Source organism: Streptomyces olivochromogenes (assembly GCF_021538895.1).
Classification (GTDB): Bacteria; Actinomycetota; Actinomycetes; order Streptomycetales; family Streptomycetaceae; genus Streptomyces; species Streptomyces olivochromogenes_A.
Map to the genome: position 1 here is coordinate 1 of NZ_JADDRL010000049.1, position 14,729 is coordinate 14,729.

Below are 14,729 nucleotides of genomic sequence, written 5' to 3' on the forward strand. Positions count from 1 at the left end.
TGTCCGACAGGGAACCCCCGCGCCGTCGCGTCCCCGGACCCGCGCGGCCGCCACGACCCCGCGCTGCTGGGCAGCGGCGGCCCGGGCCGGGGGCCAAACCCGCCGCCCGCCGGCCGAGCGGGGCACGACCCGCGGGTCCGCGCCCGCTGCGGCTGGGCAGTACACGGCCCCGGCTGCGCATGGTCAGCCTCGCGCTGACCCTGGTGATGATCGCGTTCGTCGTACGGCTGCTGCAGGTCCAGGCCGTGGACGCCAGCGCCTACGCCGCCAAGGCCGAGCAGAACCGGTACGTGGTGCACACCCTGGCCGCCGAGCGCGGCGGGATCACCGACCGCAACGGCGTCGCCCTCGCGATCAGCGAGGACGCGTACGACATCACGGCCGACCCGACCATGTTCACGCGCAAGCAACTGGGCATCGACGACGGCCCCGAGCAGGCGGCCGCGCTCCTGGCGCCGATCCTCGGGCAGGACCAGCCCGAGCTGGTCGAGAAGCTCAGGCCCGCCAACAAGGACCTGCGCTACGTGAAGCTGGCCGGCCGGCAGACCCCGCAGGTCTGGAACCAGATCAAGGACCTGAGGAGCGCGCTCGCCAAGAAGGCGGGCACCGACAGGACCACCGCCAACGTCCTCGCCGGCGTCTTCTCCGACCCCAGCAGCAAGCGCGTGTACCCGAACGGCGAGCTCGCCGCCGGGATACTGGGCTGGGTCAATGCCGAGGGCAAGGGCGGCGGCGGCATCGAGCAGCAGCTGAACAGGACGCTGTCCGGCAAGGAGGGCAAGGTCCGCTACGCCCAGGCCGGCGGCCGCCAGGTGCCCACGGTGGGCTCCACCGAGACCCCCGCCGTGCCCGGCTCCGACGTGGAGCTCACCATCGACCGCGACATCCAGTGGGCCGCCCAGAACGCCATCACCGAGCAGGTCAGGAAGTCCAAGGCCGACCGCGGCTACGTGATCGTCCAGGACACCCGCACGGGCGAGATCCTCGCCATGGCCGACTCGCCCGGCTTCGACCCCAACGACCTGTCCAAGGCCGACTCCGCGGCGATGGGCAACGCGGCCCTGCAGGACGCCTACGAGCCCGGCTCCACCGCGAAGGTCATGTCGATGGCGGCCGTTCTGGAGGAGAACGTCGCCACCCCGCTCACCCACGTCGTCGTACCCAACCGGCTGCACCGCGGCGACCGCCTCTTCCAGGACGACGTCGACCACGCGACCTGGAACCTCACGCTCAACGGCGTGCTCGCCAAGTCCAGCAACATCGGCACCATCCTGGCCGCGGGCGAGCTCGGCAAGAACCAGGCGCAGGCCAACAAGGTCCTCTACTCCTATCTGCGCAAGTTCGGCCTCGGGAGCTACTCGGGACTCGGCTTCCCCGGCGAGACCCGGGGCATCCTCGCGCCCGCCGACAAGTGGTCGACGTCGCAGCAGTACACGATCCCTTTCGGCCAGGGCATGTCACTCAACGCCATGCAGGCCGCCTCCGTCTATTCGACGATCGCCAACGGAGGCGTCCGCGTCGAGCCTACGCTCGTGCGCGGCACCAAGGGGGCCGACGGGCTCTTCGCACCGGCCCACAAGCCCGGCACCACAAGGGTGATCAGTGCCAAGACGGCCCGGACCCTGGCCCAGATGCTGGAGTCCGTCGTGGACGACGAACAGGGCACCGGCGTCAAGGCCCGCATCCCGGGCTACCGGGTGGCGGGCAAGACGGGCACGGCCAACCGCGTGGATCCGGCCACCGGCAGGTACCGCGGCTACACCTCTTCCTTCGCCGGATTCGCACCCGCGGACAAGCCCCGCATCACCGTCTACTGCGCCATCCAGAACGCCACCAAGGGCAGCTACTTCGGCGGCCAGATCTGCGGACCCATCTACAAGCAGGTGATGGAGTTCGCCCTGAAGACCCTCCAGATCCCGCCGACCGGCGCCCGGGCCGCGAACCTCCCGGTCGCCTACAAGCCCTGATCAGCACCTCGGAAACACCACCAGGAACGAGCTCGTGACAACGATCACCCCCGATCCCGGCAACGACGGCGCCCGAGGCCCCTCGTCCGTCCGTCACTCACCGCCGCCCCCGGCCGGCCGCGCTGCGAGCGGGCCCCTTTTTAGCTCAGGAGCGGGTGCGCCCGGTACGCTCACCGCCGTGCCACACGCTGATCACTCCCAAACCACCCAGAAGGGCGCTTCCGTGACCTACCCGGGACCGCCACGACCGGTTCAGGTCTCCGCCACACCCCTCGCGGAGCTCGCCGATCAGCTGGGTGCCGCCACGCCGGACACGGCCGCCGACGTCACGGGCATCACCCATGACTCGCGCGCCGTCCGCCCCGGCGACCTGTACGCCGCCCTCCCCGGCGCGCGCCTGCACGGCGCCGACTTCGTCACCCAGGCCGCCGGCCTCGGTGCGGTCGCCGTGCTGACCGACCCGACGGGCGCCGAGCGCGCCGCCGCGACCGGCCTGCCGGTCCTGGTGGTCGACGACCCGCGCGGACGGATGGGCGAACTGGCGGCCACCATCTACGGCCACCCCGGTCGTGATCTGCTCCAGATCGGCATCACCGGCACGTCCGGCAAGACCACCACGGCCTACCTGGTCGAGGGCGGCCTGCGCAGGACCCGGACGACCGGCCTCGTCGGCACGGTCGAGATGCGCATCGGCGACGAGCGCATCAAGTCCGAGCGCACCACCCCCGAAGCCACCGATCTCCAGGCCCTGTTCGCCGTCATGCGCGAACGCGGCGTCGAGGCGGTCGCCATGGAGGTCTCCAGCCACGCCCTGGTCCTCGGCCGGGTCGACGGCTGCGTCTTCGACATCGCCGTGTTCACCAACCTCAGCCCGGAACACATGGAGTTCCACTCCGACATGGAGGACTACTACCGGGCCAAGGCACAGCTGTTCACGCCGGAGCGCAGCAGGCTCGGCGTGATCAACCTGGACGACGAACACGGCCGCCGGCTCGCCGCGGAGGCCTCCGTACCGGTCGTCACCTTCTCCGCCGAGGGACATCCGGACGCCGACTGGCGCGCCCAGGACGTCCACATCGGCCCCATGGACTCCACGTTCACGATCCTGGGTCCCCAGGGCGAGCGGATCTCCGCCAAGTCGCCGCTGGCGGGGACCTTCAACGTGGCGAACACCCTCGCCGCCGTCGTCGCGCTCGCCGCGGCCGGCCTCGACGCGCAGACCGCCGCCGACGGCATCGGCGCCGTACCGGGCGTCCCCGGCCGCCTGGAGCGCGTGGACGCCGGGCAGCCCTACCTCGCGGTCGTCGACTACGCCCACAAGACCGACGCGGTCGAATCGGTCCTCAAAGCCCTGCGCAAGGTCACCAAGGGCCGGTTGCACGTGGTCCTCGGCTGCGGCGGCGACCGCGACCGGACCAAGCGCGCCCCGATGGGCGCCGCCGCGGCCCGGCTCTCCGACACGGCCGTACTGACCTCCGACAACCCCCGCTCCGAGGATCCGCTCGCGATCCTCGCGACCATGCTCGAAGGCGCGGCGTCCGTGCCCGCGCACGAGCGCGGCGAGGTGCTCCTGTTCGAGGACCGGGCCGCCGCCATCGCCGCCGCCGTCGGCCGGGCGCACCCCGGTGACACCGTGCTGGTCGCGGGCAAGGGACACGAGCAGGGCCAGGACATCGCCGGCGTGATCCGTCCCTTCGACGACCGCCAGGTGCTCCGCGAAGCTATCCAGAAGACTCAGGGATGAACTTGTGATCGCCCTCTCTCTCGCCGAGATCGCAGAAGTCGTCGGCGGGCAGACGCACGACATACCGGATCCCTCCGTGCGGGTCACCGGACCGGTCGTCCGTGACTCCCGCGAAGTGGTGCCCGGCAGCCTCTTCGTCGCCTTCGTCGGTGAACGCGTCGACGGCCACGACTTCGCGGGGCAGGTGGTGCAGGCGGGCGCGGTCGCCGTTCTGGCGTCGCGCCCCGTCGGCGTGCCCGCGATCGTGGTCGAGGACGTCCAGACGGCCCTGGGCGCCCTCGCCCGGTACGTCGTCGCGCGGCTCGGCGCCACCCTCGTGGCCCTCACCGGCTCCGCCGGCAAGACCAGCACCAAGGACCTCATCGCGCAGGTCCTGCGGAGCAAGGCGCCGACCGTGTTCACGCCGGGCTCGCTCAACAACGAGATCGGGCTGCCGCTCACCGCCCTGACCGCCACCGAGGAGACGAAGTTCCTCGTGCTGGAGATGGGCGCCCGCGGCATCGGCCACATCCGCTACCTCGCCGACCTCACCCCGCCGAGGATCGGCCTGGTGCTCAACGTCGGCACCGCCCACATCGGCGAGTTCGGCGGCCGCGAGCAGATCGCCCAGGCGAAGGGCGAACTCGTGGAGGCCCTGCCCGCGGCGGCGGACGGCGGCGCGGCGATCCTCAACGCCGACGACCCATTGGTCCGGGCCATGGCCTCCCGTACCAAGGCGAAGGTGATCCTTTTCGGAGAGTCGGCCGAAGCGGACGTACGCGCCGAGAACGTGCGACTCACGGACACCGGACAGCCCGCCTTCAGGCTTCACACACCCTCCGGTGCAAGCGATGTGACCATGCGCCTGTACGGTGAGCACCACGTGTCGAACGCGCTCGCCACGGCCGCCGTCGCCCATGAGCTGGGCATGTCCGCGGAAGAGATCGCCACCGCGCTCTCCGAGGCGGGCTCCCTCTCCCGCTGGCGCATGGAGGTCACCGAGCGCCCGGACGGCGTGACCATCGTCAACGACGCCTACAACGCCAATCCCGAGTCCATGCGAGCCGCCCTGCGCGCGCTCGCGGCCATGGGCAAGGGGCGGCGGACCTGGGCGGTGCTCGGCAAGATGGCCGAGCTCGGGGACGAGGCTCTCGCCGAGCACGACGCTGTCGGACGGCTCGCCGTCCGGCTCAACGTCAGCAAGCTCGTCGCGGTCGGGGGCAGGGAAGCGTCCTGGCTGCAACTGGGCGCATATAACGAGGGTTCGTGGGGTGAGGAGTCGGTGCACGTGTCCGACGCACAGGCGGCGGTCGACCTGTTGCGCAGCGAGCTGCGCCCAGGAGACGTCGTACTCGTGAAGGCGTCCCGTTCGGTGGGTCTGGAGAGCGTTGCGCAGGCGCTGCTCGACTCCGGTGCCGAGGGTGAGGTTGCCGCCCGATGATGAAGCAGATCCTGTTCGCAGGAGTCATTGGTCTGTTCCTCACCCTGATCGGCACCCCGCTGCTGATCAAGCTGCTCGCGCGCAAGGGCTACGGTCAGTACATCCGCGACGACGGTCCGCGTGAGCACGCCAGCAAGCGCGGTACGCCGACCATGGGTGGTATCGCCTTCATCCTGGCGACGATCGCCGCGTACTTCCTGTCCAAGGTGATCACCGGGTACGCGCCGACCTACTCCGGTCTCCTGGTGCTCGGCCTCATGTCCGGCATGGGTCTGGTCGGCTTCCTCGACGACTACATCAAGATCGTCAAGCGGCGCTCGCTGGGTCTGCGCGCCAAGGCGAAGATGGCCGGCCAGCTGCTCGGCGGTATCGCCTTCGCCGTACTCTCGCTCCAGTTCGCGGACGCGCGCGGCAACACGCCGGCCTCCACCAAGCTGTCGTTCATCACCGACTTCGGCTGGACGATCGGCCCGGTGCTGTTCGTGGTCTGGGCGCTGTTCATGATCCTGGCGATGTCGAACGGCGTGAACCTCACCGACGGTCTGGACGGTCTCGCCACCGGCGCCTCCGTCCTGGTCTTCGGCGCCTACACTTTCATCGGCGTCTGGCAGTTCCAGGAGTCCTGCGCCAACGCGCAGACCCTGACCAACCCCAACGCCTGCTACGAGGTGCGCGACCCGCTCGACCTCGCGGTCGTCTCCTCCGCGCTGATGGGCGCCTGCCTCGGCTTCCTGTGGTGGAACACCTCGCCCGCCAAGATCTTCATGGGTGACACCGGTTCGCTCGCGCTCGGCGGTGTGCTCGCGGGCCTCGCGATCTGCTCCCGCACCGAGCTGCTGATCGCCATCCTCGGCGGCCTGTTCGTCCTCATCACGATGTCGGTCGTCATCCAGGTCGGCTCCTTCAAGCTCACCGGCAAGCGCGTCTTCCGGATGGCGCCACTCCAGCATCACTTCGAACTCAAGGGCTGGTCCGAAGTCCTTGTGGTGGTCCGATTCTGGATCATTCAGGGAATCTGTGTAATCGTCGGACTCGGCCTCTTCTACGCGGGATGGGCAGCGGACAAGTGACCTCCTCGGTGTCTTCCGGGTCCTACGACTTCCAGGGCAAGCACGTCACCGTCGCCGGGCTCGGCGTCTCCGGCGTCCCGGCGGCCAAGGTGCTGCACGGACTCGGAGCGCGGGTCACCGTCGTCAACGACGGCGACGACGCACGCGCGCGTGCCCAGGCCGCCGAACTGGAGGCGCTCGGCATCACCGTGCGCCTCGGCGACGGGGCGACCCTGCCGGAGGGCACCGAGCTCATCGTCACCGCGCCCGGCTGGAAGCCGGACAAGCCGCTGTTCACGGCGGCGGCCGAGGCGGACGTACCGATCTGGGGCGACGTCGAGCTGGCCTGGCGGCTGCGGGGTCCGGACGCCGCCCCCTGGCTGGCCGTCACGGGCACCAACGGCAAGACCACGACCGTCCAGATGCTCGCCTCCATCCTGAAGGCGGCGGGCCTGCGCACGGCAGCGGTCGGCAACATCGGCGTCTCGCTCCTCGACGCCGTCCTCGGCGAGGAGGAGTACAGCGATCTCGATGTACTGGCCGTCGAGCTCTCCAGCTACCAGCTCCACTGGGCGCCCTCCCTGCGCGCCCACTCGGCCGCCGTGCTGAACCTGGCGCCCGACCACCTCGACTGGCACGGCTCCATGGAGGCGTACGCCGCCGACAAGGGCCGTATCTACGAGGGCAATCGGGTCGCCTGCGTCTACAACGTCGCCGACAAGCTCACCGAGGACCTGGTGCGCGAGGCGGACGTCGAAGAGGGCTGCCGGGCCGTCGGGTTCACGCTCGGCACGCCCGGCCCGTCCCAACTCGGTGTCGTGGACGGCATCCTGGTCGACCGTGCCTTCGTGGAGAACCGGCACAAGAACGCTCAGGAGCTGGCCGAGGTCTCCGACGTCAACCCGCCGGCCCCGCACAACATCGCCAACGCCCTTGCCGCGGCGGCCCTCGCGCGTGCCTTCGGGGTGCCCGCCTCGGCCGTACGGGACGGGCTGCGGGCCTTCACCCCGGACGCCCACCGCATCGCGCACGTGGCCGACCTGGACGAGGTGGCGTACGTCGACGACTCCAAGGCCACCAACACCCACGCGGCGGAAGCCTCGTTGGCGGCATATGAGTCGATCGTATGGATTGCGGGCGGTCTGGCGAAGGGCGCGACCTTCGACGAGCTCGTCACCAAGTCGGCGAAGCGGCTTCGCGGTGTCGTGCTCATCGGCGCCGACCGCGCCCTGATCCGCGAGGCCCTCGCGCGACACGCGCCGGAAGTACCCGTCGTCGACGTCGACCGGACCGACACTGGGGCGATGCTCCAGGCGGTGACGGAGGCGAAGCGGCTGGCGGTCGCCGGCGACACGGTGCTCCTCGCACCGGCCTGCGCCTCCATGGACATGTTCACCAACTACAACAAGCGCGGTGACGCGTTCGCGCAGGCGGTTCGCGAACTCGGAGCCTGACCCGGCCGCCCGCCGGGCGACCTCGGGAGGGACGCGTGGGATCGTCAAGTCCGACGTACAGGGGAGGCGACGATGCCCAGTAGCCGGACCGGGGGCCGGGCGCCCGCGCAGCGGTCCGTCAAGCGGCCCGCCGCCCCCCGCCCACCGCGCGACAATCCGGTACGACGCTTCCTCATCCGTGCCCGCAAGGCCTGGGACCGGCCGCTGACCGCCTACTACCTGATCCTCGGCGGCAGCCTGCTGATCACCGTGCTGGGCCTGGTCATGGTCTACTCGGCCTCGCAGATCACCGCGCTCCAGCTGTCGCTGCCGGGGTCCTACTTCTTCCGCAAGCAGTTCCTCGCGGCGGCCATCGGCGGCGGACTGCTGTTCGCCGCCTCCCGCATGCCGGTGAAGCTGCACCGGGCGCTCGCCTACCCGATCCTGGCCGGCGCCGTCTTCCTGATGGTCCTGGTGCAGGTGCCGGGGATAGGAATGGCGGTCAACGGCAACCAGAACTGGATCTCCCTCGGCGGCTCCTTCCAGATCCAGCCCAGCGAGTTCGGCAAGCTCGCGCTGGTGCTGTGGGGCGCGGACCTGATCGCGCGCAAACAGGAGAAGAAGCTGCTGACCCAGTGGAAGCACATGCTGGTGCCGCTGGTGCCGGTCTCCTTCCTGCTGCTCGGGCTGATCATGCTCGGCGGCGACATGGGCACGGCGATCATCCTCACCGCGATCCTGTTCGGCCTGCTGTGGCTGGCGGGCGCCCCGACCCGGCTGTTCGTCGGCGTGCTCTCGGTCGCCTCCGCGATCGGTGTGATCCTCATCAAGACCAGCCCCAACCGCATGGCCCGGCTCGCCTGCATCGGCGCCACCGAGCCGAAGTCCGGCGTCGCCGACTGCTGGCAGGCCGTGCACGGGATCTACGCTCTCGCCTCCGGCGGACTCTTCGGATCCGGACTCGGGGCGAGTGTGGAAAAATGGGGCCAACTCCCCGAAGCCCACACCGACTTCATCTTCGCCGTCACCGGTGAGGAACTGGGCCTGGCAGGGACGCTGTCGGTGCTCGCCCTCTTCGCGGCTCTAGGCTATGCGGGTATCCGCGTGGCCGGACGCACGGAGGACCCCTTCGTGAGGTATGCCGCGGGAGGCGTGACCACCTGGATCACCGCCCAGGCGGTGATCAACATCGGTGCGGTGCTCGGTCTGCTGCCGATCGCCGGTGTCCCCCTCCCGCTGTTCTCCTACGGAGGGTCCGCCCTGCTGCCGACCATGTTCGCCATCGGGTTGCTGATCGCCTTCGCGCGTGACGAGCCCGCTGCGCGGGCGGCGCTTGCCATGCGGCAACCTCGTTTTGGTAGAAAGCGGGGGACTGGGGGCTCGGTGGTCACACGGAGCCCTCGGAGATGGAACACGATGCGACGGCGTGCCCCAGGGGCGCGTTCGTCCGGAGAGCGGTGAATTTCGGTGCATGTCGTACTCGCCGGTGGGGGGACCGCCGGCCACATCGAGCCCGCGCTCGCCCTCGCGGACGCCCTGCGCAGGCAGGACCCCACCGTGGGGATCACGGCCCTGGGCACCGAGCGCGGCCTGGAGACCAGGCTCGTCCCGGAGCGCGGCTATGACCTGGCGCTGATCCCGGCGGTGCCGCTGCCCCGCAAGCCCACCCCCGAGCTGATCACCGTCCCGGGCCGGCTGCGCGGCACGATCAAGGCGGCCGAGCAGATCCTGGAGCGCACCAAGGCGGACGCCGTGGTCGGCTTCGGCGGCTACGTCGCCCTGCCCGGCTACCTCGCCGCCAAGCGCCTCGGCGTGCCGATCGTGATCCACGAGGCCAACGCCCGCCCCGGTCTGGCCAACAAGATCGGCTCGCGGTACGCGGCCCAGGTCGCCGTCTCCACGCCCGACAGCAAGCTGCGCAACGCGCGCTACATCGGCATCCCGCTGCGGCGCTCCATCGCCACCCTGGACCGGGCCGCCGTGCGTCCCGAGGGCCGCGCCCGCTTCGGCCTGGACCCGAACCTGCCCACGCTGCTCGTCTCCGGCGGTTCGCAGGGCGCCCGCCGCCTCAACGAGGTGGTCCAGCAGGTCGCTCCCTGGCTCCAGCAGGCCGGCATCCAGATCCTGCACGCGGTCGGCCCGAAGAACGAACTGCCGCAGGTGCAGCAGATGCCGGGGATGCCTCCGTACATCCCGGTAAGTTACCTGGATCGGATGGACCTCGCGTACGCCGCGGCCGACATGATGCTCTGCCGCGCGGGCGCGATGACCGTCGCCGAGCTCTCCGCCGTCGGACTCCCGGCCGCCTATGTCCCGCTGCCCATCGGCAACGGCGAACAGCGGCTGAACGCCCAGCCGGTGGTCAAGGCCGGCGGTGGCCTGCTGGTCGACGACGCGGAGCTCACGCCCGAATGGGTCCAGCAGAATGTCCTGCCCGTGCTCGCCGACCCGCACCGGCTGTACGAGATGTCCCGTGCCGCCAGCGAGTTCGGCCGCCGCGATGCCGACGACCTGCTCGTCGGCATGGTGTACGAGGCCATCGCCTCGCGCCGTTAGGACCGTATGACGAAAGGGCAGTGAGCGTGGCCGGACCGACGACCGCCGAGCGCGGTGAACGCCAGCAGGAGTCGTCCGGCCCGCCGCTCGTCCGGCGTTTGAGAAACCCCCGCTTTCGTACGATCGTCATTCTGGCCGTCGCCCTCGTGCTCATCGGCGGCGGTTCCGTTTGGGTGTTGTACGGCTCCGCGTGGACGCGTGTGGAGCACGTGGCGGTGTCCGGGACGCGCGTGCTGACGCCGGCGCAGGTGCGCCAGGCCGCCGACGTACCGGTCGGGGACCCGATGATTTCCGTCGACACCGATGCCATCGAGGCCCGACTCCTCCGGAAATTGCCCCGAATTGACGCGGTTGAGGTCGTCCGTTCCTGGCCTCATGGAATCGGGCTGAAAGTGACCGAGCGCACTCCGGTTCTCCTTGTCCAAAAGGATGGAAAGTTCATCGAAGTGGACGGCAAGGGTGTCCGTTTCGCCACGGTTTCGCGGCCGCCGAAAGGCGCTCCGACCCTTGAATTGACCGTGTCCCGCTCGGGTTCGTCCGCCGCGAGCCTGCGGCGTTTCGGGTCGGACCGGCTCGTGCGGGAGGCGGTGCGGGTCGCCCGCGCCATTCCGGCCGCCGTCGCGCGCGACACCCGGGTCGTCAAGGTCCGTTCGTACGACGACATCTCGCTGGAGTTGGGCGGCGGCCGCACGGTCGAGTGGGGCAGCGGCGAGAACGGCCACGCCAAGGCCCGGACCCTCACCGCCCTGATGAAAGCAGCGTCGGGTGCACGGCACTTCGATGTCAGTGTCCCCACCGCCCCTGCGTCATCAGCGAGTTGACGCACATCAGCGCAGGCCAGCACCCTGGTTGGGCACCGCTATGGCTGATCACATAGGGTGAAAAGAAAAACGGGAGGTTCGGCGTGTTCGTTGAACGTGCGCCACTTGTCGACTTAGTGTCCTGTTCAGAAGACTTCAAGGAACAGACACACTGGTAACCCTAAACTTCAGCGTTAGGGTTCGGGTCGGCACTCGGACCGTCCCATTCGGCATCAGTCGTCGGAGCGCGGGGACCCGCGAGACGACGGCAACGTAATTCGAGGCGAGAGGCCTTCGACGTGGCAGCACCGCAGAACTACCTCGCAGTCATCAAGGTCATCGGTGTCGGCGGCGGTGGTGTCAATGCCATCAACCGGATGATCGAGGTCGGTCTCAAGGGCGTCGAGTTCATTGCCATCAACACGGACGCGCAAGCGCTGTTGATGAGCGACGCCGACGTCAAACTCGACGTCGGCCGTGAACTCACCCGCGGACTCGGCGCAGGAGCCAACCCGGCCGTCGGCCGCAAGGCCGCCGAGGACCACCGCGAGGAGATCGAGGAGGTCCTCAAGGGGGCCGACATGGTCTTCGTGACGGCCGGTGAAGGCGGCGGCACCGGCACCGGCGGCGCGCCCGTCGTGGCCAACATCGCGCGCACCCTGGGCGCCCTCACCATCGGCGTGGTCACGCGCCCGTTCACCTTCGAGGGACGGCGCCGCGCCAACCAGGCCGAGGACGGCATCGCGGAACTGCGCGAAGAGGTCGACACCCTCATCGTCATCCCGAACGACCGGCTGCTGTCCATCTCGGACCGCCAGGTCTCGGTCCTGGACGCCTTCAAGTCGGCCGACCAGGTCCTGCTCTCCGGTGTCCAGGGCATCACCGACCTCATCACCACCCCCGGTCTGATCAACCTCGACTTCGCCGACGTCAAGTCGGTCATGTCCGAGGCGGGCTCGGCCCTCATGGGCATCGGCTCGGCCCGCGGCGACGACCGCGCGGTGGCCGCCGCCGAGATGGCGATCTCCTCGCCGCTCCTGGAGGCCTCCATCGACGGCGCCCGGGGCGTGCTGCTCTCCATCTCCGGCGGCTCCGACCTCGGCCTGTTCGAGATCAACGAGGCCGCCCAGCTGGTCAGCGAGGCGGCCCACCCCGAGGCCAACATCATCTTCGGCGCGGTCATCGACGACGCCCTCGGCGACGAGGTCCGGGTGACCGTGATCGCCGCCGGCTTCGACGGCGGCCAGCCGCCGGCCCGCCGGGACAACGTCCTCGGCTCGGCCTCCGCCTCCTCCCGCCGCGAGGAGCCGGCCCCGGTGCGGCAGCCGGAGCGTCCGTCCTTCGGCTCGCTCGGCAGCGTGACCCCGAAGGAGGAGCCGGAGCCGGCTCCGGTCGCGGTCAGCGAGCCCCCGGTCCTCCCGCAGGTTCCGCCGCCGGCGCCGCGCAGCTACTCGGACAGCGCGGTCGAGGAGCTGGACGTGCCGGACTTCCTGAAGTGATAGGACAGCGCGACACCGTGAACGGCGCGCACTTCGCCTTCACCGACAGGTGGGGCGGGGTGAGCGCCGTTCCGTACGAGGAGCTCAACCTGGGCGGGGCCGTCGGCGACGACCCCGCCGCCGTACGGGCCAACCGCGAGGCGGCGGCCGGATCCCTCGGGATCGATCCGGGCCGGGTGGTCTGGATGAACCAGGTGCACGGCGCCGACGTCGCCGTGGTGGACGGACCCTGGGGGGACCGGCCCGTGCCGGAGGTCGACGCGATCGTCACCGCCCGGCCCGGTCTGGCCCTGGCCGTCCTCACCGCCGACTGCGTGCCGGTCCTGCTCGCCGACCCCGTCGCCGGGGTCGCGGGCGCGGCCCACGCGGGCCGGCCCGGGATGGTCGCCGGCGTCGTCCCCGCGGCGGTCCGCGCGATGATGGAACTGGGCGCCGAGCCCTCCCGGATCGTCGCCCGCACCGGCCCCGCCGTCTGTGGCCGGTGTTACGAGGTGCCGGACGCGATGCGCGCCGAGGTGGCCGCCGTGGAGCCTGCGGCGCACTCCGAGACGAGCTGGGGTACGCCGGCGGTCGACGTGAGCGCAGGGGTGCACGCGCAGCTCGAACGGCTCGGGGTGTGCGACCGGGTGCAGTCGCCGGTGTGCACGCTGGAGTCGCGCGACCACTTCTCCTACCGCCGCGACCGCACCACCGGGCGGCTCGCGAGCTATGTGTGGCTGGACTGATGGGGCATGACGGACCGTAAGGCTGAACTCGCCGGAAATCTGGCGAAGGTGGACGAACGCATCGCCGCCGCGTGCGCGGCCGCCGGACGCAAGCGGGAAGAGGTGACCCTGATCGTGGTCACCAAGACCTACCCGGCGAGCGATGTGCGGATCCTGTCCGAACTCGGTGTGCGTCATGTCGCCGAGAACCGGGACCAGGACGCGGCTCCCAAGGCCGCCGCTTGCTCGGATCTGTCCCTTAATTGGCACTTTGTCGGTCAATTGCAGACCAACAAGGTGCGATCCGTGGTCGGTTACGCGGATGTCGTGCAGTCCGTCGACCGTTCCCGGCTCGTCGCGGCTCTGTCGAAGGAGGCCGAGCGGGTCGGGCGCGAGGTGGGGTGCCTCATCCAGGTCGCCCTCGACGCGGGCGCGAGCGGGCGAGGGGAGCGGGGCGGTGTGGCGCCCGGCGGAATCGAAGAGTTGGCCGACCTCGTCGCCGACGCCGCGGGACTGCGGCTCGACGGGCTGATGACGGTCGCACCGCTCGCGGGGGAGTACGCGGGACGCCAACAGGCGGCGTTCGAGCGGATGATGGATTTGTCGACTGACCTGCGCCGAGCCCATCCGGCTGCGAACATGGTGTCCGCAGGGATGAGTGCGGATCTCGAACAGGCCGTGGCGGCCGGAGCGACACATGTACGCGTCGGCACCGCGGTACTCGGAGTCCGCCCCAGGCTCGGGTAACGTCGCCAAGAAGTCGGACCACAGCAGAAAATATGGTCAATGCCGCCGAAAGGCGGCGCAACGGCCGCGTGGATCGCAGGACTTGGCAGTCGCCAGTCGATCCACCACAGAGCGGAGGACTCAGAGCATGGCCGGCGCGATGCGCAAGATGGCGGTCTACCTCGGCCTCGTGGAGGACGATGGGTACGACGGCCGCGGATTCGACCCCGACGACGACTTCGAGCCCGAACTGGACCCGGAGCCCGAGCGAGACCACCGACGGCACGAGCCGTCACACCAGTCGCACGGTGCACACCAGTCCCAAAGGGACGAATCGGTGCGAGTGGTACAGCCTCCGGCGCCACGCGAACCGGTGTCGCATTCCGCTTCGCTGCCCGCTGAATCCGGGCGTCCGGCGCGGATCGCGCCCGTGGCGTCCATCACACAAGAACGTCAGTCCCTGGAGAAGAACGCACCGGTGATCATGCCCAAGGTCGTGTCGGAACGAGAGCCGTACCGGATCACCACGCTTCACCCCCGGACCTACAACGAGGCCCGTACCATCGGGGAACACTTCCGTGAGGGCACCCCTGTGATCATGAATCTGACTGAGATGGATGACACAGATGCGAAGCGACTTGTCGACTTTGCGGCGGGATTGGTGTTTGGTCTTCACGGCAGCATCGAGCGGGTGACGCAGAAGGTGTTCCTGTTGTCGCCTGCTAACGTCGATGTCACGGCGGAGGACAAGGCCCGCATCGCAGAGGGCGGGTTCTTCAACCAGAGCTGAGACGCAAGACCGGAAAAGCACTACCCAGCAGCACGGAAACA

12 protein-coding genes are annotated in these 14,729 nt (G+C 69.9%); all 12 read left to right on the top strand.

Annotated features, from left to right (window positions below; translation table 11 throughout):
* A partial coding sequence (locus tag IPZ69_RS24190; protein WP_235456422.1) for a peptidoglycan D,D-transpeptidase FtsI family protein occupies positions 1-1,967 on the top strand: 1,967 nt, incomplete at its 5' end.
* A 223-nt stretch (positions 1,968-2,190) separates the two neighbouring features.
* Positions 2,191-3,711: a UDP-N-acetylmuramoyl-L-alanyl-D-glutamate--2,6-diaminopimelate ligase gene (locus IPZ69_RS24195; RefSeq protein ID WP_235456423.1), complete on the top strand. Its 1,521-nt coding sequence runs from the start codon at positions 2,191-2,193 to the stop codon at positions 3,709-3,711.
* Between the two features lie 4 nt (positions 3,712-3,715).
* Positions 3,716-5,131 (top strand): UDP-N-acetylmuramoyl-tripeptide--D-alanyl-D-alanine ligase, encoded by a 1,416-nt coding sequence (locus tag IPZ69_RS24200; protein WP_235456424.1) that lies wholly within the window; start codon positions 3,716-3,718, stop codon positions 5,129-5,131.
* Positions 5,128-6,201, top strand: coding sequence for a phospho-N-acetylmuramoyl-pentapeptide-transferase (gene mraY, locus IPZ69_RS24205; RefSeq protein ID WP_235456425.1), 1,074 nt, complete (start codon positions 5,128-5,130; stop codon positions 6,199-6,201). The genes IPZ69_RS24200 and mraY overlap by 4 nt, the downstream gene beginning before the upstream one ends.
* Positions 6,183-7,634: a UDP-N-acetylmuramoyl-L-alanine--D-glutamate ligase gene (gene murD, locus IPZ69_RS24210; protein WP_235456426.1), complete on the top strand. Its 1,452-nt coding sequence runs from the start codon at positions 6,183-6,185 to the stop codon at positions 7,632-7,634. The genes mraY and murD overlap by 19 nt, the downstream gene beginning before the upstream one ends.
* 72 nt (positions 7,635-7,706) lie before the next feature.
* Positions 7,707-9,074, top strand: a complete 1,368-nt coding sequence (ftsW, locus tag IPZ69_RS24215; protein WP_235456427.1) for a putative lipid II flippase FtsW — start codon at positions 7,707-7,709, stop codon at positions 9,072-9,074.
* Between the two features lie 6 nt (positions 9,075-9,080).
* Positions 9,081-10,169, top strand: coding sequence for an undecaprenyldiphospho-muramoylpentapeptide beta-N-acetylglucosaminyltransferase (gene murG / locus IPZ69_RS24220; RefSeq protein WP_235456428.1), 1,089 nt, complete (start codon positions 9,081-9,083; stop codon positions 10,167-10,169).
* A 26-nt stretch (positions 10,170-10,195) separates the two neighbouring features.
* On the top strand, positions 10,196-10,990 hold the full coding sequence (locus IPZ69_RS24225; RefSeq protein ID WP_235456431.1) for a cell division protein FtsQ/DivIB: 795 nt from the start codon (positions 10,196-10,198) through the stop codon (positions 10,988-10,990).
* A 278-nt stretch (positions 10,991-11,268) separates the two neighbouring features.
* Positions 11,269-12,468, top strand: a complete 1,200-nt coding sequence (gene ftsZ / locus IPZ69_RS24230) for a cell division protein FtsZ (protein WP_235456433.1) — start codon at positions 11,269-11,271, stop codon at positions 12,466-12,468.
* A complete protein-coding gene (gene pgeF / locus IPZ69_RS24235; RefSeq protein WP_235456434.1) occupies positions 12,465-13,193 on the top strand; it encodes a peptidoglycan editing factor PgeF in 729 nt (242 codons plus the stop codon). The genes ftsZ and pgeF overlap by 4 nt, the downstream gene beginning before the upstream one ends.
* Before the next feature lie 6 nt (positions 13,194-13,199).
* Positions 13,200-13,919, top strand: a complete 720-nt coding sequence (locus IPZ69_RS24240) for a YggS family pyridoxal phosphate-dependent enzyme (RefSeq protein ID WP_235456435.1) — start codon at positions 13,200-13,202, stop codon at positions 13,917-13,919.
* A gap of 127 nt (positions 13,920-14,046) precedes the next feature.
* Entirely contained in the window at positions 14,047-14,688 is a 642-nt protein-coding gene (locus IPZ69_RS24245) for a cell division protein SepF (protein ID WP_235456436.1), read from the top strand.
* Positions 14,689-14,729: the final 41 nt, after the last annotated feature.

Excerpts from the sequence above, each read along its gene's own strand:
- murD (WP_235456426.1), top strand. The coding sequence starts at position 6,183 with ATGGGCAGCGGACAAGTGACCTCCTCGGTGTCTTCCGGGTCCTACGAC.
- IPZ69_RS24245 (WP_235456436.1), top strand. The coding sequence starts at position 14,047 with ATGGCCGGCGCGATGCGCAAGATGGCGGTCTACCTCGGCCTCGTGGAG.
- ftsW (WP_235456427.1), top strand. The coding sequence starts at position 7,707 with ATGCCCAGTAGCCGGACCGGGGGCCGGGCGCCCGCGCAGCGGTCCGTC.
- IPZ69_RS24240 (WP_235456435.1), top strand. The coding sequence starts at position 13,200 with ATGACGGACCGTAAGGCTGAACTCGCCGGAAATCTGGCGAAGGTGGAC.
- mraY (WP_235456425.1), top strand. The coding sequence starts at position 5,128 with ATGATGAAGCAGATCCTGTTCGCAGGAGTCATTGGTCTGTTCCTCACC.